Source organism: Marinobacter alexandrii, from assembly GCF_005871205.1.
GTDB classification, from domain to species: Bacteria; Pseudomonadota; Gammaproteobacteria; order Pseudomonadales; family Oleiphilaceae; genus Marinobacter; species Marinobacter alexandrii.
Map to the genome: position 1 here is coordinate 449,162 of NZ_SWKM01000015.1, position 19,273 is coordinate 468,434.

A 19,273-nucleotide genomic window follows, 5' to 3' on the forward strand; every position below is an offset into this window, starting at 1 on the left:
TTGCGCTGGCCACACTGTTTTCGTTATATTATAACGTTTCATAACTAGCAAATCAGGAACCCACCTTCCATGCCCCTATTCAAACCGGCACGCATTCTGGCCGCTGCCCTCTGCGTTATCGCCGCCCCTGCCCTGGCGGAAATCCGCGTTGTTACCTCGCTCAAGCCCCTGACACTGTTGGCCCAGGGTATCGCGACCACCGACACCACTATCACCACCCTGGTTCCGCCGGGCTCCAGCCCGCACAACTACAACATGAAGCCGTCCCAGCGCCGCGCCCTGGACGATGCCGATGTGATTTTCTGGGTAGGCCCGGACATGGAAACCTTCCTGAGCCGTCTGTTGGCCGGCGCCGATTTCCGGCAGCGCACCATCAGCCTGGCACTGGACGAGCCGGCCATGGCGGAATCAGACCATGCGGACGAACATGACGAATATGGCCATGAAGATGAAGACCACCATGATGAAGGCCACGGTCACCATGATCACGGCGAAGGCGAAGACCCGCATATCTGGCTGGACCCGGCACTGGCCGAGCAAATGGTCGAAAAGATGCATAAGGCGATGGCTCGGCAGCCGGACGCAGACACCGACGCCCTGGGCCGAAACCTGAAGCAATTCAAAACCCGAATGGCGGCAACCGAGGCCGAGATTCGGGCCAAGCTGGAGCCGGCCCGCGACATCAGCCTGTTCGCCTACCACGATGCCTTTGTCCGCTTCGCCGAACATTACGGCCTGAAGCTTGAGGGTGTTCTAACCCTCAACCCGGAACTGACACCCGGTGCCCGCCACATCGCGAGAATTCAGGACCAGCTGGGACAGGGCCATCACCCCTGCCTGCTGACCGAGCCGCAGTTCAATCCGGGTATCTGGGAGGTGATTACGGAAGATCTTGATGTCACCTTCAGCGTCTGGGACCCGCTCGGTACCGATGTGGAAGAAGGCCCGGAAGGCTATTTCGAATTCCAGCACAGCATTGCCGATGCGGTATTGAATTGCCTACCAGAGCAGGCTGAGCATTAACGGAATAGAGGCAATGGCCAGCAACGTCTGGCCACTGATGATGCCCGCCATTAACGGCGCGTCGCCACCGAGCTGACGCGCCAGAATGTACGCAGACGTGGCAGTGGGCAACGCCGCCAGCAATACCACCACCTGCACCAGCAAGCCATCCACACCCAGCAGCAGGGCCAGCCCTGCCGCCATCAGCGGAAATGCCAACAACTTCAGCACCGTCGATACCAGGAACGGCATGGAAGCGCCCCGTAGCGCCTTCAGTTGCAAACCAGCGCCCACACACATCAGACCCATGGGCAACGCCAGCTCACTCAAGGGCTTGAGGATAGCCGCGAACAGCGGGTGAAAGCCGATTTCGAAGAAACTCCAGACCACCCCGATCACCGAACCGACAATCAGTGGATTGGTGGCAATGGCCTTCATCACCGGCTTCAGCCGCACCGACTCCTGACTGGCCACCAAAGAAAACATCAGGATACACAGCAGGTTCAGCAGCGGCACCATGATGGCCACGGCTATGGCCGTGAGCGAAAGCCCCTCATCGCCCAGCAACATGCCCCCGGCCGCCAGCCCGACGTAGGAGTTGAACCGGATCGCCCCCTGAAACACCGACGAAAACACCGGCCCGGACCAGCGCCAGATCCGCTGCGCCAACACCAGCACCAGTGTCATGGCCACCAGCATGGCAACGATCAGCAATGCGATGTCGCCATAGGCCGATGCCGGCAGGCGGGCCTGCCCAAGCTTGAACACCAGCATGGCCGGGAACAGCACGTAATAGGTGAAGCGCTCCGCCTGGGGCCAGAAATCGCCGCCGGGAAAATTCCAGCGCCGGAACACATGCCCCAGCATAATCAACACAAACACCGGAACCAGCGCCTGAACCATCACCGGCATAGACCACACTCCAGTTGCAACGTGAATAGCCAGGCAACGCCCGGCCAAACTAAATAGGAAGCTAGGGAGGATAGCAGACGGGATGAGATTCGTCCTGCCCTGAAACCCTCACGCGGAACCACTACTGAATAGCAAAAACAACAAGGCAGAGACGAACAACACGCGCCCCTTTTCCTTATTCAGTCAGCCAACGATGACCATAGAAAACCCGCAAACACAATACATGAAATCGTATTTGCGGTACGCTTAGAAAAGGAAGTAAAAGGGATACAATGGATTGTTAATTGGCTCTTGAGTTGTGCGTTATGAACAAATCAGAGTTAAGGCTTTGTCGGCTTATTTATTACAGCAGCCCTTCCCCGCATCTCATGGACAGCGATGTGGACGCCATCCTAGAAGAAGCGATAAGGCGGAATGGGAGATGCGGCATCACCGGCTTGCTGGCCTATGATGCGTTCCATTTCATGCAGATCCTGGAAGGCGAAGACGAGGCCGTAAACACCCTCTACCTCAGCATTGCCGCAGACCCCCGCCATTACGACATTCGGCTAATCCTTTACCAGCAGATCGAAGAACGCCGGTTTAGCGAGTGGTCGATGGCCCTGGCCAAGCTACCTGACGTGCCTGGCCGGTATATCGACAAGCTCTACGGGGGATTCAAACCGCAACTTTTCTCGCCTGAAGACGCCCTGAAATACTTCGACATGCTCCGGCACTACCTACAGCGGGCAGCCTGATGCCGCGCAGCTATTGTTTCTGGGAGTTCTGTTGCTGGGACTTCTCGTATTCCCGCTGGTACTCGCTGTACTCCCGCCGGTACTGATCTCTACTGGCAGCATTCTGGCAATGATTGATGCCCTTGGTGCTTCGCGCTGTCTCGTGCTCGCATCGGTGCTCAATGTAGTGCGCCCGCGGAAATCAGCCTCAAAGGCATAACAACAGACATAGCGTTAACTCTTTGGTGCATAAACTTCAAAAAACCTTTTGGCTGGCATTATATGGAAGTCAGCAAACTTTACACTTCCCTTCCCGCCAAATTTACACGACTGGTCTAATCCATTCATTCAGTTGTTGGTTTAATTTTCTGGCCAATTTCTTGCAGTTCCGAAGAACGTCACGCCTACGTGACATCGCTAAAACCACCAATCCAGGTCGAAAGACAAGGAAGAACTGCTTGAAGCTCCAACTAATAAGGGCATCAAGCATCACTCAACACAGGGGTACATTTGTGATGTTTCGATCGTTAAAAGGGGTAATTGCAGCCGCTGCACTGATTTTCAGTGCTGGCAGTTCAGCCGGATTAATGTTTGATCCAACGAATACCGGCTCTTCAGCCACTGCGACAAAAGGTTTGGAAATCTGCTTTGGATGTTCTATTTCAACCACCTTGAAAGACCTGGATTCCCAAACCGCTATGCTTGAGGTGGGACAGACCGCAGTCTTCGATTTTTTTGATATTACTGTCGGAGGTCTTGGAGCGGCATTTTTCGACATCACTGCCACGCTAGCTTTTGCATCCCCCGGCGGCTCCGCATCTGACACAGGTGGAGGCGGCTTCGGAACCGTTATCGGATTTTTAAGTGGTGGATTCCTGCAATGGGACGGCCCGGTCTCCGTAGATCTTGGTGACGGCACCGTTTACACCGTTGCGTTCGAGAACATCCTGACGGGCGGTCTCGGCGACACCACCACGGTTCAGGCCGAAGTCACTCTGGACCGCATCAGCCAAGTACCGGAACCTGGCACCTTGGCCTTACTCGGAATAAGTCTGGTCGGTTTTGGGTTATCTCGTCGCAAAAAAGCGGTCTAGCTCACTATAGCGCACCGGAACGCCCAGCGATCTACTCCGCTTTTTCTCGGCTGGATTACACAATAAATCAAGGGAATTACTTCATTCCAGGGGCCGGCAACCGTTACTCCACCGAAGGCAGGTTGCCGCCCAGCATATTCTCCACCACGGCCGCGTTGTAGAAAGTCTCTACCTTCTGGATCTTGTCGCCCTGAACTACAAACCAGACCGCAAGTCGAACGTCCCCAATGGGCTCGAAGTTGGTCCTGAAATCCAGAATCGCGAACACATGCTCACCGTCGGCACTGAGCTGACGCACGATCAGGTCTTTCTGAATGGCGGCCATACCAAACTGGTAATACAGCATGTCATCGGGGCTGAGGAAGCGCATGTTCGGCCCCACATACTCAAACCCGTCAGAAACCAGCAAGGCCCTGGCCTCGTCAAATCGCTGGGCTCGGGTATCGTCGATAAACTGCTCCACAACATCCCTAGGCTGCATATATCGGCTCCATTTTCACCTGGAGTGGGCCTGGCCGCCCTGGTCCTCTCCATTGCAAAATCAGCTCTACTCCCATTACACCTGTATACCATAAAAGAGCAGCCAACCCTCACCCCACCGGAGCCTGTCCTGACGGGTTAGCTGCACTCCCCTACTTAGCGCTCACCTGAACATCAACCCTTGCACCCTGGGCGAGTGTGTTGAGGACTGGTGAGTAGTTACACAACTGTTTCAGCTTTTCCACATCGTCGACATCGGACTTAACCCTGAAGCCCACGCGGATGTGGGTAAAACCCTTCGGTACATCGTCAGAGAGGCCCAGAAATCCACGCAGGTCAATGTCACCTTCAAGCGATGATTCCAGTTCCTCAATATTAATCCCCCGAACTGCAGCGTGAGCCACCATGCTCGTGGTTACGCACCCCGCAAGGGCGTTCAGGAGATGCTCTACCGGATTGGCGTATTCATCACTGCCCGCCAGAATTGGTGGTTCGTCGGCACGCAGTTCGAACGACTGTTTATGGGCGATTTCCTGCCCGGCGCCGTAGAATCCGGTCACCGTCGTGCAATTTTGACTTCCCCCCACCCAAGTATTGCGCGCGCGGAACTTACATTGCCCAAGGTCAGGCTCCTCTCTGATGGCATTCACCGTTCCAAGCAGTGTTTCCATATGAATGCCATTAATCATCCCATCGCTTGCGCCCATCTCTTTGCCGGCCATTTGATTAGTCATGATCGTTCTCCCATCAGTGTGCTCTGTGAAATTAGTTGCCTGGACTGTATGGCAGCCGTGAAGCAACTTAAGGTATACGATAGGCCCATAGGGCCCACCTAATAAGATGGAGGTTTGCCAGTAACAGGGCATTTGTGCCACTAGTTTGGGTGATCGTCATGACCAACTCAGTGAAAGGCGCTACGGACGTCTTGATCGTCGCTGTGGCGGAAACCGCAGGTTCCTCGCTCTACGGTATGCTGGACGTGCTCCTGGCGGCCGGCAACGTCTGGCAAACGCTGGTTCGTGAGTTATCGGTGCAAACGTTGTTTCGGGTCCGCATCGTTGCGCCGGAAAGGGATGCGTTTACCTGTGGCAACGGAATTCCGGTTATTCCCGATTGCTCGGTGGCAGATGATCCAATAGCCCCCATCATAATATTGCCTGAGATTTGGCTGGCTCCGGATGAGGACATCCATGGCCGCTACCCCGAACTTACGGAATGGATACGCCGCAAGTACCGAGAAGGCTCCTCGCTTTACTCCGCCTGTTCCGGCGCCGTAATGTTGGCCGAAACCGGATTGCTGGACGGTTGCGAAGCCACTTCTCACTGGGGCTATCAGGATTTGTTCCGGAAACAATATCCGAACGTTCGCTTCCACCCTGAACCAAACCTCATCTTTGCAGATGCAGAGGGTCGAATCGTGACCGCAGGTGGAACCACGTCCTGGCATGATCTCGCGATCCACATCATCTCTCGTTACGCCAGCCCTGGAGAGGCATTGCGGATTGCCAAGGTATATCTTCTTAAATGGCACAGTGAAGGTCAGTTACCCTACGCGATGCTGGTGCGCAGAAACCCCCATACAGATGCAGCAGTACGGGCTTGCGAGAAAAGGCTGGGGGAACAATTGCGGGAGCCCGATGCACTCAAACGAGTCGTGGAGTTATCAGGCGTTCCAGAGCGCACCCTGAAGCGACGATTTAAGGCGGCAACCGGCGTCACGCTAATAGAATACGTGCAGAACTTGCGAATTGAGGAAGCCAAAAGACTGCTTGAAACCGGGCAGATGCCCGTCGAGGAAATCAGTGTGGCGGTCAGCTATGACGATACTTCGTTCTTTCGTAGGTTATTCAAGCGCTCAACGGGACTTTCACCCAGCCAATATCGTCGCATGTTCCAGCCGACCAACATTTAGGGTCACTTGGTTCTAGACGCACAGCCTCTGGATGATCGGATACAAGCACGCACCTACAACAGCCCAGCCTGGCGCCGAACCTCATCCATGATGTACTGGGTGGACAACGTCCGCTCATGGGTCATGAGATCGCTTTCCAGCCTGCCCTGCGCCACGCATTGCACAACATGGCGGATCTGGTATTCAAAGCCGTTCACCTCGAACGGACACTCGAACTCTTGCACTTTGTCGTCGTTGCCGATCAGGCTGAGCTTTTCCGATCCCCAGAACATGCTGTGAAACACAACGCGGCCCTTGCTCCCGTATAGGGTTAATTCGTTCTCGTACTTGTTCTCAAAACTGCACAGCAACTGGCTGGCCCGGCCATTCGGGTAATGCAGCTGCAGGGCGCAGGTTTCATCCACCCCGGTCGGCCCTAAATGCACCTGGGCGACGATGTCGTCCGGCTCGGCCTGCATAAACCACTGGGACGTGGCGATGGTGTAAATGCCCATATCCAGTACCACCCCACCGGCCAGCTCAGGGTTCAGCAGGCGGTCCGAATTATCCCTCGGCACCACGAAGCCAAACGACGACCGCACGCTGCCAATCTCACCAATCATGCCCTGCTCCAGCCAGGCATTGGCCTGTTGATACGCTGGCAGGAACAGCGACCACAGGGCCTCCATCACAAACACGCCCTTGGCCTTGGCGGCCTCGAACAGCTGCTCGGATTCGGCAGCAGTGACGGTTAACGGCTTCTCCACCAGCAAGTGCTTACCGCAATCTATAGCGGCCAGCGCCTGCTCAAGATGGAAGTTGTGGGGCGTGGCGATATAGACGGCATCCAGGCTTTCGTCCTGAAAGAGTTCTTCGTAAGTCTGATGCACCGTTTCAATCTGGTATTTGTCGGCAAAGGCGTAGCCACGCTCGGGATTGCGGCTGGCAACGGCCATCAGCCTACCCACACCCTCGGCCTGCATGGCCTCGGCAAACTTCTCCGCAATCCGCCCTGGCCCGATCAGGCCCCAGTTCAGAGTAAAGCTAGCCATACCGTTGTCTGCCCCTTTTGCAAACCATGCCCTGAGCCTATTTATTCAACTGTAATGGTGATCTTTTCCGACATCACCGGATCGCGGTGGGGCACATGGGCATAATTGCCCAGCAACAGCTGCAGGGTGTGCTCGCCCGGTGACAGCATAATCTCGGTTTCAGTCTGACCACCGCCGAAGTGCTTGATCTGATCGGTGGCCGGCAGGGGCTTGCTCAAATCCGACGGCACATCGGTATCGATCAACAGATGGTGATGACCGGTACCTTCTTTATCCGTACCGGCCGGTGCCACGCCCATATTGCGCAGGCCAAACACCACCGTCACGGGGCTTTGAACGGTGTCGCCATCGCCTGGCTGCACGAAGTAGACTTCGGCATTGGCGGGGGCCTCTGACACCATGCTTTCAGCGAGCGTGCTCACAGGTGCGAGCATTACGGCTGATAATAGAGTGGCTGCAATCCTGATCATTTTATGTCCTCCCTTTCATTGGTCTGGTGTCAGTCTAGTAGATGTTCGCAACCTCAACATTCTGTGATACTGACCGCAAGCCCGCCCAGGGAGGTTTCCTTGTACTTGTGGGACATTTCCAGCCCGGTTTGGCGCATCGCCTCGATACAGTTATCCAGCGGCATAAAGTGTTTACCATCACCCCGCAGCGCCAGCGAGGCGGCCGAATAGGCCTTGATGGCGCCAAAGCCGTTACGCTCGATACAGGGCACCTGCACCAGCCCCTTAACCGGATCGCAAGTCATGCCCAGGTGATGCTCCAGCGCGATCTCGGCGGCATTCTCCACCTGCCAAGCGGTGCCGCCCCGCACTTCACACAAACCGGCAGCAGCCATGGCGGCCGCCGAGCCGACTTCGCCCTGGCACCCCACCTCGGCACCGGATATGGAACTGCGTTGTTTGATCAGGCCACCAATGGCACTGGCGGTTAGCAGGAAATCCCTCACCTGCTCCTGCGTGCCGTGTTCATGGGTAATAAAGTAATACAGCACCGCCGGTATCACCCCAGCCGCCCCGTTGGTGGGCGCCGTCACCACCATATTGCCGGCGGCGTTTTCCTCGTTGACCGCCATGGCATAGGCACACAGCCAGTCATTAATATTCGCCGCCTCCGGCTTGTTCTTTATACCCTGGTAAAGGCCTTTAGCCCGCCGGGGAATCTCCAGGCCACCCGGCAATACGCCCTCTGCCGCCAAACCGCTCTCTATGCAGGTCCGCATAGCGCGCCAGATGCTGTCCAGGCCCTCAACGAGCGTATGTTCATCCAGATGCTCAAGCTCGTTAATCCACTTCATGCGAGCGATGGAAAGCTGGTGCTTGTCAGCAAGCGCCAGCATGGCGTTGGCCGAATCAAAGGGATAGGTTGAGGAATCGACTGCGGCGAACTTCAGAGGGGCCTGCAACTGGTCAATTTCAGCCAAGGTATTGATGAAACCGCCACCGATGGAGAAATAGGTTTCGGTGCACAGGAGCTTGCCCTCACCGCCCGTCAGTTCAAACACCATGCCGTTGGTGTGCTGCGGCAGGGGCTTCCCGGTATCAAAAACAATATCGCGGGACGGGCTGAATAAAAGGGAACGATTCTGCTCTAGCTCGACACTCTCGCTTTGCCAGAGCTCAGTAACCAGCGCTTGTACGTCGGTATCGACCAGCCTGGCAGGAAGGTAGCCGTGGAGTCCCAGGGCAACCGCCCGATCGGTCGAATGACCTTTGCCGGTATAAGCCAATGATCCTTTGAGGGTGCAGCGGATAGTGGCACCCTGCACGCTTGCCGCATCGAACGCCTGTTCTTTTATCCGTTCGATAAAATCATGGGCGGCAACCATTGGCCCGACCGTATGGGAACTTGACGGCCCGACACCTATTTTGAACAGGTCCAACACACTGATGAACATGGTGGCCTTGCAGTCGCGGAGTGTTATGAAAAGTCTAGCACGGCCGTGAACGCTCGGCTTGCGACGTACCGAAGCGAAGCGCGGGTGGGTCCATAGCAGCCGCGGGTCGGCTGCATATCTGTCAACTACTGAATTGGTTGTTCACTGTTGTTGACAGTGGCGTGCGCTAACGCCGAGGGCGTCTGGCAGCCTACAATCGCTGGGGCCTGATGGATCAGCTCGTCGTTCTCAAGCGCCTCCACCATGAAAAGAGCAAAGTCCACGCGGCGCGTGAGATTGCTCTCAAGGATTGGGTCACCAACGTGTCGAGCCCACACCGGCAGACCCTGACTTTCCCCTTCTTCGAGGTCGCTCCCACGTACGACTGTCCATTTCGTATCGCTGGCAAAAATTCGCCTACAGGCCTCCACCTGATCGTCCAACTCAACCAGCCGGAAGAGCCTTGCTAACCCGCCAAAGACTGCAATGAGTGCTTTCAGTTTCCAGGAATAGACATCTTTGCCATCAAGGCTTATGTGCCAACCGCACGAAAAGATCAGGCGTGCCCCGGGATCCGCAAAGTCCATCACGGCCTGTGCGGTACCCGAGGAGTATTGCTGAACTCCCCAGGGCACCAGAACGGTCAGCACACCGTCACATCCCGAGACGGCCTTTTTGATGACCTCCCGGTCATTCGTGGCGCCCGGAATAATAGTGATGCGCTCTTTGAAATCATCAAGTTTGCTTACGCTTTTCTCGCGGCAAACGCCGACCACCTCATAGCCACGATTCAGAGCGTGCTGAATCATGTACCGCCCGAGCTTCCCTGATGCGCCCACAATGCAAACCTTATTCATATCACTCCTTGAAAATGACGAGACGGAAAAGATCCTGGCTACACATCTTGCTTGTTGGTCGGTTACGCGTGTCGCAACGCTGCGCGAAACCGACAAACAAAAAGCGGGGTCTCAGGCCCGCTCTTTGTTGGTCGGTGTTGATGCTGTTTGTTAGGCGGAGGCCAACCAAGGGCTTCCGTCACACGCGCGTCGACTCGACTTCGGAGACCCACTCGCACTTGATACCGGCCTTCTCATGATGCTTGTGGATTGCTTCTGCGTTCGGAGCGTCTAACACACAATAGATCTTATCGTCCTTCTCGCTGAACAATATATCGTGGTGTGTAACCCCGAATTCGTCCGGTGGCGCATTCTGTAACTTCTTCAACTCATCAGCCGTGAACGGCTTCATGGAATGCACATCGATAAACTTTGGCATGGCTTTGTCACCTCCTCCCGTCTGAACAGAGGATCCAAGTGTTTATCGAGCGCCTCGCGGCGGGAAAATGAAAGGCGTTCGATACAGCCCCCTTGTAGCGTAAGTCCCTCGCTACAATTTTATTATAGAGCAGATCAGTAGCATACGAGAGCTTTTGTGCTCCTGTGCAGCAGGCCATCGAATTCAATGGGCCTGCGGATGAGAGGCTAATGAAAACGGATCCTGGCCAATCAGGGTGACCGCCGGGTGAGTCCATGTAGCAAAGCTTTGGGGCCATCGTGTAGCTGCAAAGCGACGAAACCAAGGTTCCCGCCGCAACGCGTCAACAACAGCTTTTGTTATAAGCTGTCCTGATGGCAATGCCCAGCTTTATCCACAAGAAGTGGGAGCCCGAAGAAGTGGCTCCACCGTTTTGCATGTTCATTCATATCGCTGGTCCAGTCCGTATGGTCTACAGTCGCAGGTTTGAACCCATAATCGCTGGGTCTATCTACGGACTTGGCAAACAGTGACACGGTCAGCGCGGGATCGTCATGCACAAGCTCCACATCCCAGTACGTGGTACCAGACGTAACTTCATAGTCTTCAACGTATTTATGCTCGGCACGGATACCCCGGTAATAGCGTATCTTGGCTACACGTGTATCCGTTCCCAGAAGTCCACGACGCTGAATCCGTATACTTTCCGACCCAAGCTCAACAGAGTCGATACGGTTCCATGCAGATATACCCGCTACCATCAATGTGCCTGACAGGATCGCAAGGAAAACATCCAGATGGCGCAAATCATCATCAGTAGGCGCGAAGAGACTTTCCACATAGACCATCATCAACCCAAAAAGAAAAAACCCGCCGATACAGAAGAATAACCAAGCAGCCCGCTTCCAGGGCCGAGTCTCCACATGAACAGGTAACCGCGCGGGGTCAAATTCTTCTCCATCACGAAAAGCCACGATCGGCATGACGAGATACCTTGACCGAGGATAATGACCTTCTGCTACATCTGATTTCATAGTCAGTATCTTAGATTACTACGAGCGCTGAGACTTAAGCCCAAGCAAGAGCGCTGTGCCAATTAGGCCCACCCCTGCAAATCTTTCAACCCATACCTGCTTTCTGTCGCTCAATTTCATTGCTACCCAGTTGCCGCATTTACCGTAGGCACTGAGAAATATGCCGTCGATCAAGATGTAGGAAAAGCCCAGCACGAGAATCTGTGGCAACAAGCTATGAGCCGAACTCAGGAATTGTGGAAATAGAGCAGCAAAGAATACAACGGCCTTAGGATTAGCGGCTGATGTGATAAATCCCCGAGCCCAAAGACTTTTCAGCGATGCTTGACCGGCCGATGCGGCTGCGCCCCGCGTTTTGAACGATCGGATAACCTGATTAGTGCCGAGCCAAATCAAATAGCTCACCCCAAGCCATTTCACAACAGCAAACCCATATTCGGAGGCGCTCAAAGCCGCTGCCAATCCAAGCCCTGCCAAGACAATCTGAATAGCATTTGCTGTTAAGTCACCAGCCGCCGTGACAAGTGACCTTTGGAATCCATTCGACGCACTGACGGAAAGCATGAGCAAATGACTCGGCCCCGGTGTGCACATGAACAGCAGTACCGTACCGACATACAGAGCCCATGTTTCAATAGTCATTTTAAGTTCCTGCTGGGTGGGTTGGTATCTCTTGTTGAATTAGCCCGTGTGAGCATTTTCTGCCTTAACGGAGTCACCGCAATTTTGTTCAATACATTAGCAGTGGCGCTATCGCAGACTTTAGCTGGACCCCATTAACAGAGAGACAAAAATGACAATCTCATTGATTTTACCAATGACGGCATTTGCCCTAGCGGCATCCATTTCGCCCGGCCCTGTAAACCTGGTATGCCTGAGCAGCGGCACCCGCTATCCACTTGCCAAAGGGCTAACCTTCGTCACCGGTGCGACCCTGGGCTTCATCCTTCTTTTCGTCACCATAGGTTTGGGGCTTTATTCTGTGCTGACGGTTGTACCGGGGTTCAATGCATTCTTGCGTTGGGCCGGCGTCGCATTTTTGCTTTATCTTAGTGTTCAGCTGTTTCGCGATGACGGGCGCCTACCCGAGGGTGAAACCCGCAAAGCACCCGGGTTTATGACCGGCGCGATCATGCAGTGGCTCAATCCAAAAGCCTGGTTAGCTTCAGCTTCGGGGATTGGTGCTTACACGAGTGGCCACGACTTACGTGAAGTCATCATGTTTGCGATGCTCTACATGCCCATCTGCTGGCTATCACTGAGTTGCTGGGTTTACGCTGGGGTCTACCTGCGTCGCTACATTCAACGCCCCGTTGTCCTGATTACACTGAACCGGGCACTCGCGCTTTTACTTGCCGCCAGCTGTATCTATCTGCTGATTGAGTAATGAACGTTGGTATTGCTTAGGCGTGGCAGCCAGCAATTTCTTGAACGTACGTTGAAAATGCGGCTGGTCAGCAAATCCCGAATTAACCGCAGTTTCGGCAATAGGCCTGCCACGCTTCAGCTCTTGTTGCCCGTATTGAATCCGATAATTAATCAGATACGCGTGTGGAGTGAAACCAAAGTGATGTTTAAAGGACCGGATTAAATGCCCCGGGCTGTATCCGGATTGCTCGCACAACGTATCCAAAGACACCTCAACGGATGCGTGAGCCTTCAAGTAATCAGCCACCGCTTGCAAGTTATCTGGTGCCTCCTGTTGCGGTTCTGCCACTTGGCCTGACAATTCGTGCATCAGGGCTGTCAGGTATTCCACGACAGCCGTTTGCTTTTCCAGCAAATCTCGATCCGCCCCCAGCAAGCATTCTGCCATTCGACAATACCCCACATACCACTCGTGATCATGCAGGGTGGCTGTCGAGATATCCTGCCAAACCGGTGTATCCAGAAGGGCCGCCTCGTGTCGTAAATTGGTTAACCAATCGGTGTCGATATACAGCATCAGGTAGCCCCAAGGCTGATTGTCGATCGGATTACAGGCATGAACCCAGTTAGGATTCACAATTACCAGATCTCCTGCACTGACCTTGAACTGATCGCCCCGATAGAGAAACGTGCTCTGGCCCGTAGTTATAGCGCCTATAGACCATTGAGTATGGCTATGTGGAGCGTAGCAGACCTCCCTCCCATCCATGACTCTCCGGAGCTCCACATAAGGCATGCGCGAATCCCGCCAGAACAGAGGTTTGCTTGGATCGTTCATATGGACTCACCCCGGTGCAGTCGACACTCCTGGCCTATGATTGAACTTCAATAAAGGTGCCATCGGGCCGACGAATGACAGCGTCTATTCCGTTGTCGTCGATCAATGGGAAATACACGTCGATACCTTCTTTGAGCATCAAGCCAGCGACCCAATATTCAATACGCTTGTCGAACCCGGCTGAATGTCAAAATGTGATGCTCGTAGAATTTAATACTGCGCTTACTGGCTTGTCCGGCGCAACGATTTTGTTAAAGAGAGCGTTGCGCCATTTTACAGGTCGATTTCACCACGAATGACTTCAATAACTTGGCCGCCAACCCAGATTTCATCTGAAAATTGGCGTAAGTGGACGCGACCCGTACGCTCAAGAATCGTGCCTTGGCTTGCAATATAAGTAGGCTCTACCAAACCATCATTAATGAGCCACTGGGCCAAGCTCGCGTTCAAACTGCCCGTAACTGGATCCTCATACCCTCCAACTCCGACAAACGCTCGGACCTCGACACTGGCGTCATGACCAGAGACCGGATCAGCCGAAAACACATTGACTTGCGAGTATCGAAAGCGGGACATAGTAATTAAGCGCTTTAACGCGAAGCTAATCTGCGCCCTGAAAAGGGCGTCCGGAGACGGCTGCAGGCCGGAACGAACTTGAACGACTGGTAATGTGCTACCCGAAGAAACAGCCATTCTCGTCGGCATTCACGATAGCAAAGAATTCCTCGATGGAGCGTGACTCAGGTTCTGGCGTGTACGAATGCCACTTTAGATCGCTGCGCATCCAGTAGATTTTCCAGCGTTGGGATTTCTTGACGTAGGTCGCTTTTGCTACCGGAGATTCAATCATCGTGGACGGCTCCCGGAAATGGGGGCGAATCTCGACAATCTGCACGCTTTGGCCAGAAACTCGAACATCTAGATCTAACTTGGGCCGGATCTCGACTGGTGGCCTCCGGTCTTCCAGAAATTCAGATACGGCTCGCTCGATTCTCTTTGCTTCTAATTCACTAAATGCCATATGGATTCTCTGTGGGAACGCCCACATAACGCTCCGCTAATGTGCGCCGCCTCACGATCCAACGACTCGACAACCCAAGCCGGGAAATCGACGTTGATTCGCTTTTGTTCCTGATTAACGCGGCGAGCTGAGGACAGATCCAGATCATCAACAATATCTTTCTGGCCTTCCTCAAACTTTGTCGAAGTCTTTAGCTTTCATAGAGCTCAACCTCCTTCTTGCGGGAACGCCTGACTGAAATCAGACGAATACGGGCATCCCTGTATGTGACGACGGCCGATCAGTGCTTTTAACCAATCTTGCCTATCAACAAAAACCTTGGCTCATCCTCGAATTTTGCACGAATCTCCAGCAAGTACGGATATTTCCACAGCACTTGAGCTGCGACAAAATCGATACCGTGCTTATCCTGATTGGCTTGGCTTTTGGCTTCGTCGAATTCAAAGTCATCCATGAGTACAAATTATTCCTTTTATACTCACTCCGAAAGATCTAGAAGGGTGCTGTAGCTGCTAACGCAGATCACAGCGGTGCCCCGAAAGAGGCGGCCGCAGGCCGCGTACTGATGCGTATAGTTAGAGCGTTTTTCGAAATATGGAAACATCGGAAACAAAATATGGACCTTTCTCTACAAATTCCCATCCGCGCTTACGAAGCGAAGATTCGGGCGTGCCTGACCCCTCGCCGGTACCAACATAAATAGAGTGAAATCCCAGCTCTTGGGCTTTGTTCTCTATTGCGGCAATCAGGCACTCCGCAATCCCGCGACGTCGAAACTCCGGACTTACGAGCAATGCAGCAAGCCATGGCCTCAAGTGCTTATGGGTTGAGACAGATTCGGCTTTCAATGCGGCTGTCCCTGCGATCTCGTCGTCGACGATTGCCACCATTGCAATTGGCAACTTCTCCCTATTGCACGACTCCCACAAATCGGTGGTCGCGTCGCCGGGGCCGTCTGGGCCGTAATATGGCGCCCACTCCCGCTCGAACCATTCTCTGAGGCTTGGAAGCGCCTCCGGGTGATCCGCCAACAACTCAACTTCAACGGTATTCATGGCGCTCCTTCTTGCGCTCCAACGCCGCGCTCCCCGTTAAATTAGGAGCAAAGCGAGTAATTTTTCCTTGTGCAGAAAATTGTTATGCAGGTATTTTGCCTTGGGCGATATTCAGTTAGCCAGAAGTGTCCGCACGAACTATTGGTTCAAAATATCTTCGATCCAATTTAGAAATCTGGCTGCACTTCTAGTCTCGAAGCTGTCCTTATTTGGTACGTAATAGCAAAGGTCTGATTTGACCGGTCGAGTATCAAATTGTTGTAGGAGGCTAGATTTTAACAGCCTTTTGGTGAGCGTCGTAGAACAGAACACAAGTCCATTTTCTGCCATAGCCTGCTGGATCCCGAAAAGCTCTTGATCAAATTTTTTGAGTTTAATATTAGACCCATCCAGTCCATTTATTTCCAACCAAGCGGCCAGTGGAGGATCCGGTAACGATTTATTTTTCCACTCCGTTGTAAAAAGGGTAATGGGTTCATTTGACCAAGAAGGAGACGTCATTCCATAAGCACCAAATACATTGAATGACTCAGATCTAATGACATCAGAATCCTCAGCGACTGAGACATCACCGAACCGAATTGGAATAATATATGATTGGCTATCGACCGACTCGCCGGTCGATATTTCCATAGAAATATCGGGGTTGGCTTGTTCAAATTCATGCTGGGAAGGGATCAGAACCATAGCTGCCAATGATGATGTCGTCGTCACCCTGACCGCACTGCCAGCCTTCATCACCTCTTCCAATGCACTGTCAATTATCCGAAATCCGTCCGAGGTTGCTTTAGCTAATCTTAAACCTGTTCCGGTTAGTGATATCCGCCGTCCCAGTCGATGAAACAAATTTACATTTAACCGACTTTCCAGGTTGCTAATGTGGTGTGAAATGGCTGTTGGCGTCAGCGAAAGCTCTTCTGCAGCCAACTTAAAACTTCCCCGACGGGCAGCCGACTCAAAGGCTTTCAGCGCCTGTAATGATACCTGCAAACTTAACCTCCAAATCAGCAACTGGTTCATCGACAGTATAGATGATTTAAACTCATCTATAAGTGTAACTTTTTCGTTTGTACTATTCTATACAGGCTCACAAAATGGCTCCTGTTATTAATCAACTAAGGTAATGAACATGAGCACATTATTACACATCGACTCCAGCGTTAGAGCGGCGAGCAACCCGAACCCAGATCACGATTCCATATCGAAAAATATCGCTCTCCGATTTATTGATACATGGAAACAGAATCGGCCTGAAGATGAGTATATCTATCGTGACGTTGGAGTGAATCCTCCTGCTTTCATTACACAGGATTGGATTGGCGCGGTGTTTACCCCTGAGGAAAAAAGGACCCCGGCACAGAAAGAGGGACTGGCACTATCAGATGAACTGATAGCTGAGGTGGCAGCAGCCGATGTTATCTTGATCTCCTCACCAATGTATAACTACGGTATGCCGGCTCAGCTAAAAGCGTGGTTCGATCAAATTGTACGCATAAACAAAACGTTTGATTTCGATCTCTCACGAGGAGACTTCCCGTTGCAGCCTCTACTCTCCGGTAAGACATTGATCATAGTGACTTCCAGCGGAGAGTTTGGTTTTGAAAAAGGAGGAATAAGAGAAGATTCTAATCACCTGGCACCGCACCTACGGACGCTGAGTAAATATTTAGGGGTGGGCACAACCTATGAGATTACCTCCGAATACCAAGAATTTGGTGACGAGAGACACCGCATGTCAGTAGCCAATGCAATAGATCGAGCCGAAAGCATTGCATCAGAACTTAGTATTTCGACCCTGGCTCCATCGTCAAAAAATGAGATTACCAATGTGTGACCATATTATTGAGGAATTTCTCATAAAATGTGGAGAAAACGTTATTGACTTGGCTATTAGCAATGTCAAGGTAGGTGGCCTACCGTTTGCAGCTATTATCGTTAATAAGAATGGAGAAATTATTGGTAAAGGGGTAAATCAAGTCGGCAAGCACCTGGATTGTACCGCACATGCTGAAATTCAGGCGATAAGAGAGGCTTCACGGAATGAAAAAAACGTATCTTTAAAAGGAACGACATTAATTGCTTCAGGAGAGCCTTGCGCTCTCTGTTATATGGCAATCCGTATGGCGGAGATTATGAAAGTCATTATCGTATCGGATAGATATGAGGCGGAAAAACACGGGTTCGATTATCTATGGACTTACAAGTATTTAAATGCCAGCCTCTTTCATGAGCTTGAAGTTTCGACGCTAGATAATGACAGGAAATTGCTCCCATTCCAGTTAGCCAAAACCAACTTGAGTGATTAAAATTAGTAGTTTCAACCTTTCATTAATTTCCAATTTAATAAGTGTCATCTTACGATGAGCGCTTTAAAGAGGTTCACTGCATAACGCTTGCAGCATGCGCGCCCTTGGAATGGAGCCGAAGGCGCAATGTAAAGGGCGTCGCTCAGATTCCCTCCGAGGCCTCGGGAGGAAGCGCACGGATGACGCGGGCTGGATTGCCTGCCACGACCGTATCAGGAGGGACATCACGGGTAACGACACTCCCTGCAGCGATGACTGACCGATCTCCGATGGCTACTCCGGGGCAAATGATCGCTCCGCCTCCCACCCACACGTCAGATCCGATCATTATCGGCTTGGCGGATTCTAGCCATTTTCGGCGTTCGGCGGCATTGATTGGATGGGTTGCTGTGTATATCTGCACAGAGGGACCAAACAGCGTATTACTACCGATGGTCACTGGTGCGACATCCAGCACTACGCAATTGAAATTGAAAAAGACTTTCGTACCTAAGCGGATGTTACTGCCGTAATCACAGAAAAACGGCGGCTGGACCCACGCATCCGTCTGCTTTCCAAAAAGTTCAGTAAGTAGGCGTTGTCTTTCATCTTTTTGATCTTCGCGAGTAGTGTTGAGAAGCAGGCACAGGTCGCGGCAACGGTCGCGCTCGCGGCACAGTTGCGGATCGGCCGGGTCATAAAGCTCACCTGCAAGCATCTTCTCTTTTTCAATCTTCATCACATTGACCTTACGCCTAACGCCGTGGTGACGGGCACGCAGCTTGCTGAGTGTCCCAGTGAGCGACAGCGAACGAGTTGACTACTTTGTTAGGCATTTTCACCGTTGAGAGATAATTCCATCGGAACATACTCGATACCATTTTCTTTCATAGCCTTGTCGGTGCTATGGAACCCCATTTTTTCGTAGACCGCCACAGCGTAAGGCGACGAATGAACGATGAGCTTTGACAGCGATGGATTTGCTACCAAGACCTTCTTCATAGCTTGGGACAACAAGCCCTTGGCAATTCCCCGGCGGCGAACTGTGACAAAGAGCATCGCAATACTATTGGGTGGCGTAAACTCTAGGACGCCAGCCAGGCGGTCCCCATACTCCGCGACCAAAACGAATCCGCCTGATCGTATTCTTTCTTTCATTGCATCGGGGTTCGCAAATCGAAAAAACTCCGCGATTCCTTCGTCATCGTAATCTGGTGCTACGAACTCATTGAAAACACCTTCAACCAAGGCATTAACCGCTTCCTCTTCGCCATTAACCATCTCTCGGTAGGTGGTGCTTTCCATCGGAGCATCTTCTTTCACTGCCTAACGCTTGCCAGTATGCGCGCCTTTGTAGTGGAGGCGAAGCCGCAACGAAAAGGCGTCGCA

General features: G+C 52.8%; 25 protein-coding genes and 1 pseudogene. 7 read left to right on the forward strand and 19 right to left on the reverse strand.

What is annotated here, in order from left to right; all coding sequences use genetic code 11:
* The first annotated feature begins 69 nt into the window (after positions 1-69).
* On the forward strand, positions 70-1,023 hold the full coding sequence (locus tag FCS96_RS18215) for a zinc ABC transporter substrate-binding protein (RefSeq protein ID WP_138441781.1): 954 nt from the start codon (positions 70-72) through the stop codon (positions 1,021-1,023).
* Here FCS96_RS18215 and FCS96_RS18220 read toward each other — a convergent pair.
* Positions 1,000-1,914 (reverse strand): AEC family transporter, encoded by a 915-nt coding sequence (locus tag FCS96_RS18220; RefSeq protein WP_138441782.1) that lies wholly within the window; start codon positions 1,912-1,914, stop codon positions 1,000-1,002. The two genes, FCS96_RS18215 and FCS96_RS18220, sit on opposite strands and share 24 nt — an antisense overlap.
* A gap of 305 nt (positions 1,915-2,219) precedes the next feature.
* Between FCS96_RS18220 and FCS96_RS18225 the strand changes: the two genes are divergently transcribed.
* Both FCS96_RS18225 and FCS96_RS20155 read left to right on the forward strand, forming a co-directional pair.
* The gene (locus FCS96_RS18225) at positions 2,220-2,651 is read left to right on the forward strand and encodes a BLUF domain-containing protein (RefSeq protein ID WP_138441783.1); all 432 of its coding nucleotides are present in this window, start codon (positions 2,220-2,222) and stop codon (positions 2,649-2,651) included.
* A 437-nt stretch (positions 2,652-3,088) separates the two neighbouring features.
* Positions 3,089-3,724, forward strand: a complete 636-nt coding sequence (locus FCS96_RS20155) for a PEP-CTERM sorting domain-containing protein (protein ID WP_228264161.1) — start codon at positions 3,089-3,091, stop codon at positions 3,722-3,724.
* Positions 3,725-3,827: 103 nt separating this feature from the next.
* Here the strand turns inward: FCS96_RS20155 and FCS96_RS18235 are convergent, their stop codons facing one another.
* On the reverse strand, positions 3,828-4,205 hold the full coding sequence (locus tag FCS96_RS18235) for a nuclear transport factor 2-like protein (RefSeq protein WP_138441784.1): 378 nt from the start codon (positions 4,203-4,205) through the stop codon (positions 3,828-3,830).
* 151 nt (positions 4,206-4,356) lie between these two features.
* Complete coding sequence (locus FCS96_RS18240) at positions 4,357-4,938, reverse strand: OsmC family protein (RefSeq protein ID WP_212747102.1); 582 nt, start codon at positions 4,936-4,938, stop codon at positions 4,357-4,359.
* A 158-nt stretch (positions 4,939-5,096) separates the two neighbouring features.
* On the opposite strand from FCS96_RS18240, the gene FCS96_RS18245 reads away from it, so the two are divergent.
* Positions 5,097-6,116 (forward strand): GlxA family transcriptional regulator, encoded by a 1,020-nt coding sequence (locus FCS96_RS18245; RefSeq protein ID WP_138441785.1) that lies wholly within the window; start codon positions 5,097-5,099, stop codon positions 6,114-6,116.
* A gap of 53 nt (positions 6,117-6,169) precedes the next feature.
* On the opposite strand, the gene FCS96_RS18250 is transcribed toward FCS96_RS18245, so the two are convergent.
* The 7 genes from FCS96_RS18250 to FCS96_RS18280 all read right to left on the reverse strand — a co-directional run bounded on the left by FCS96_RS18250 (position 6,170) and on the right by FCS96_RS18280 (position 11,959).
* Positions 6,170-7,147, reverse strand: coding sequence for a Gfo/Idh/MocA family protein (locus tag FCS96_RS18250; RefSeq protein WP_138441786.1), 978 nt, complete (start codon positions 7,145-7,147; stop codon positions 6,170-6,172).
* A 41-nt stretch (positions 7,148-7,188) separates the two neighbouring features.
* Complete coding sequence (locus FCS96_RS18255; protein ID WP_138441787.1) at positions 7,189-7,617, reverse strand: DUF4399 domain-containing protein; 429 nt, start codon at positions 7,615-7,617, stop codon at positions 7,189-7,191.
* A gap of 53 nt (positions 7,618-7,670) precedes the next feature.
* Entirely contained in the window at positions 7,671-9,050 is a 1,380-nt protein-coding gene (locus FCS96_RS18260) for an L-serine ammonia-lyase (RefSeq protein ID WP_138441788.1), read from the reverse strand.
* Positions 9,051-9,175: 125 nt separating this feature from the next.
* Positions 9,176-9,886, reverse strand: coding sequence for an NAD(P)-dependent oxidoreductase (locus FCS96_RS18265; protein ID WP_138441789.1), 711 nt, complete (start codon positions 9,884-9,886; stop codon positions 9,176-9,178).
* 178 nt (positions 9,887-10,064) lie between these two features.
* Positions 10,065-10,304, reverse strand: a complete 240-nt coding sequence (locus FCS96_RS18270) for a nickel-binding protein (protein WP_138441790.1) — start codon at positions 10,302-10,304, stop codon at positions 10,065-10,067.
* A gap of 338 nt (positions 10,305-10,642) precedes the next feature.
* Positions 10,643-11,317, reverse strand: coding sequence for a hypothetical protein (locus FCS96_RS18275; protein WP_138441791.1), 675 nt, complete (start codon positions 11,315-11,317; stop codon positions 10,643-10,645).
* A gap of 18 nt (positions 11,318-11,335) precedes the next feature.
* Positions 11,336-11,959 (reverse strand): LysE family translocator, encoded by a 624-nt coding sequence (locus FCS96_RS18280; RefSeq protein ID WP_138441792.1) that lies wholly within the window; start codon positions 11,957-11,959, stop codon positions 11,336-11,338.
* A 157-nt stretch (positions 11,960-12,116) separates the two neighbouring features.
* Here FCS96_RS18280 and FCS96_RS18285 point away from each other — a divergent pair, with 157 nt between their 5' ends.
* The gene (locus FCS96_RS18285; protein ID WP_138441840.1) at positions 12,117-12,704 is read left to right on the forward strand and encodes a LysE family translocator; all 588 of its coding nucleotides are present in this window, start codon (positions 12,117-12,119) and stop codon (positions 12,702-12,704) included.
* Here the strand turns inward: FCS96_RS18285 and FCS96_RS18290 are convergent.
* The 7 genes and pseudogenes from FCS96_RS18290 to FCS96_RS18320 form a co-directional block, all read right to left on the reverse strand.
* Positions 12,666-13,523 (reverse strand): AraC family transcriptional regulator, encoded by an 858-nt coding sequence (locus tag FCS96_RS18290; RefSeq protein WP_138441793.1) that lies wholly within the window; start codon positions 13,521-13,523, stop codon positions 12,666-12,668. The genes FCS96_RS18285 and FCS96_RS18290 overlap by 39 nt on opposite strands.
* Before the next feature lie 273 nt (positions 13,524-13,796).
* Positions 13,797-14,216, reverse strand: coding sequence for a PhzF family phenazine biosynthesis protein (locus FCS96_RS18295; protein WP_212747103.1), 420 nt, complete (start codon positions 14,214-14,216; stop codon positions 13,797-13,799).
* The gene (locus tag FCS96_RS20385) at positions 14,197-14,571 is read right to left on the reverse strand and encodes a DUF3024 domain-containing protein (protein ID WP_456085598.1); all 375 of its coding nucleotides are present in this window, start codon (positions 14,569-14,571) and stop codon (positions 14,197-14,199) included. Before FCS96_RS20385 ends, FCS96_RS18295 begins: the two co-directional genes overlap by 20 nt.
* Positions 14,526-14,714 (reverse strand): annotated as a pseudogene (gene brnA, locus FCS96_RS20375) (type II toxin-antitoxin system BrnA family antitoxin); the annotation flags it as partial. The gene FCS96_RS20385 and the pseudogene brnA, both read right to left, overlap by 46 nt.
* 119 nt (positions 14,715-14,833) lie before the next feature.
* Positions 14,834-14,998 (reverse strand): BrnT family toxin, encoded by a 165-nt coding sequence (locus FCS96_RS20260; protein WP_228264162.1) that lies wholly within the window; start codon positions 14,996-14,998, stop codon positions 14,834-14,836.
* Between the two features lie 121 nt (positions 14,999-15,119).
* Entirely contained in the window at positions 15,120-15,599 is a 480-nt protein-coding gene (locus tag FCS96_RS18315) for a GNAT family N-acetyltransferase (RefSeq protein WP_138441796.1), read from the reverse strand.
* A gap of 138 nt (positions 15,600-15,737) precedes the next feature.
* Complete coding sequence (locus tag FCS96_RS18320) at positions 15,738-16,589, reverse strand: LysR family transcriptional regulator (protein ID WP_138441797.1); 852 nt, start codon at positions 16,587-16,589, stop codon at positions 15,738-15,740.
* A 139-nt stretch (positions 16,590-16,728) separates the two neighbouring features.
* Between FCS96_RS18320 and FCS96_RS18325 the strand changes: the two genes are divergently transcribed.
* Positions 16,729-17,433 carry an FMN-dependent NADH-azoreductase gene (locus FCS96_RS18325; RefSeq protein WP_138441798.1) on the forward strand — a complete coding sequence of 235 codons (705 nt, stop codon included), beginning with the start codon at positions 16,729-16,731 and terminating at the stop codon, positions 17,431-17,433.
* Positions 17,426-17,905: a nucleoside deaminase gene (locus FCS96_RS18330; protein ID WP_138441799.1), complete on the forward strand. Its 480-nt coding sequence runs from the start codon at positions 17,426-17,428 to the stop codon at positions 17,903-17,905. Before FCS96_RS18325 ends, FCS96_RS18330 begins: the two co-directional genes overlap by 8 nt.
* A gap of 142 nt (positions 17,906-18,047) precedes the next feature.
* Here FCS96_RS18330 and FCS96_RS18335 read toward each other — a convergent pair whose 3' ends face one another.
* On the reverse strand, positions 18,048-18,623 hold the full coding sequence (locus FCS96_RS18335) for a sugar O-acetyltransferase (RefSeq protein WP_138441800.1): 576 nt from the start codon (positions 18,621-18,623) through the stop codon (positions 18,048-18,050).
* Between the two features lie 89 nt (positions 18,624-18,712).
* Complete coding sequence (locus FCS96_RS18340) at positions 18,713-19,207, reverse strand: GNAT family N-acetyltransferase (RefSeq protein WP_138441801.1); 495 nt, start codon at positions 19,205-19,207, stop codon at positions 18,713-18,715.
* Positions 19,208-19,273 lie beyond the last annotated feature (66 nt).

Excerpts from the sequence above, each read along its gene's own strand:
- FCS96_RS18215 (WP_138441781.1), top strand. The coding sequence starts at position 70 with ATGCCCCTATTCAAACCGGCACGCATTCTGGCCGCTGCCCTCTGCGTT.
- FCS96_RS18220 (WP_138441782.1), bottom strand. The coding sequence starts at position 1,914 with ATGCCGGTGATGGTTCAGGCGCTGGTTCCGGTGTTTGTGTTGATTATG.
- FCS96_RS18225 (WP_138441783.1), top strand. The coding sequence starts at position 2,220 with ATGAACAAATCAGAGTTAAGGCTTTGTCGGCTTATTTATTACAGCAGC.
- FCS96_RS18235 (WP_138441784.1), bottom strand. The coding sequence starts at position 4,205 with ATGCAGCCTAGGGATGTTGTGGAGCAGTTTATCGACGATACCCGAGCC.
- FCS96_RS18240 (WP_212747102.1), bottom strand. The coding sequence starts at position 4,938 with ATGACTAATCAAATGGCCGGCAAAGAGATGGGCGCAAGCGATGGGATG.
- FCS96_RS18245 (WP_138441785.1), top strand. The coding sequence starts at position 5,097 with ATGACCAACTCAGTGAAAGGCGCTACGGACGTCTTGATCGTCGCTGTG.
- FCS96_RS18250 (WP_138441786.1), bottom strand. The coding sequence starts at position 7,147 with ATGGCTAGCTTTACTCTGAACTGGGGCCTGATCGGGCCAGGGCGGATT.
- FCS96_RS18255 (WP_138441787.1), bottom strand. The coding sequence starts at position 7,617 with ATGATCAGGATTGCAGCCACTCTATTATCAGCCGTAATGCTCGCACCT.
- FCS96_RS18260 (WP_138441788.1), bottom strand. The coding sequence starts at position 9,050 with ATGTTCATCAGTGTGTTGGACCTGTTCAAAATAGGTGTCGGGCCGTCA.
- FCS96_RS18265 (WP_138441789.1), bottom strand. The coding sequence starts at position 9,886 with ATGAATAAGGTTTGCATTGTGGGCGCATCAGGGAAGCTCGGGCGGTAC.
- FCS96_RS18270 (WP_138441790.1), bottom strand. The coding sequence starts at position 10,304 with ATGCCAAAGTTTATCGATGTGCATTCCATGAAGCCGTTCACGGCTGAT.
- FCS96_RS18275 (WP_138441791.1), bottom strand. The coding sequence starts at position 11,317 with ATGAAATCAGATGTAGCAGAAGGTCATTATCCTCGGTCAAGGTATCTC.
- FCS96_RS18280 (WP_138441792.1), bottom strand. The coding sequence starts at position 11,959 with ATGACTATTGAAACATGGGCTCTGTATGTCGGTACGGTACTGCTGTTC.
- FCS96_RS18290 (WP_138441793.1), bottom strand. The coding sequence starts at position 13,523 with ATGAACGATCCAAGCAAACCTCTGTTCTGGCGGGATTCGCGCATGCCT.
- FCS96_RS18295 (WP_212747103.1), bottom strand. The coding sequence starts at position 14,216 with ATGGCTGTTTCTTCGGGTAGCACATTACCAGTCGTTCAAGTTCGTTCC.
- FCS96_RS20385 (WP_456085598.1), bottom strand. The coding sequence starts at position 14,571 with ATGTGGGCGTTCCCACAGAGAATCCATATGGCATTTAGTGAATTAGAA.
- FCS96_RS20260 (WP_228264162.1), bottom strand. The coding sequence starts at position 14,998 with ATGGATGACTTTGAATTCGACGAAGCCAAAAGCCAAGCCAATCAGGAT.
- FCS96_RS18315 (WP_138441796.1), bottom strand. The coding sequence starts at position 15,599 with ATGAATACCGTTGAAGTTGAGTTGTTGGCGGATCACCCGGAGGCGCTT.
- FCS96_RS18325 (WP_138441798.1), top strand. The coding sequence starts at position 16,729 with ATGAGCACATTATTACACATCGACTCCAGCGTTAGAGCGGCGAGCAAC.
- FCS96_RS18330 (WP_138441799.1), top strand. The coding sequence starts at position 17,426 with ATGTGTGACCATATTATTGAGGAATTTCTCATAAAATGTGGAGAAAAC.
- FCS96_RS18335 (WP_138441800.1), bottom strand. The coding sequence starts at position 18,623 with ATGAAGATTGAAAAAGAGAAGATGCTTGCAGGTGAGCTTTATGACCCG.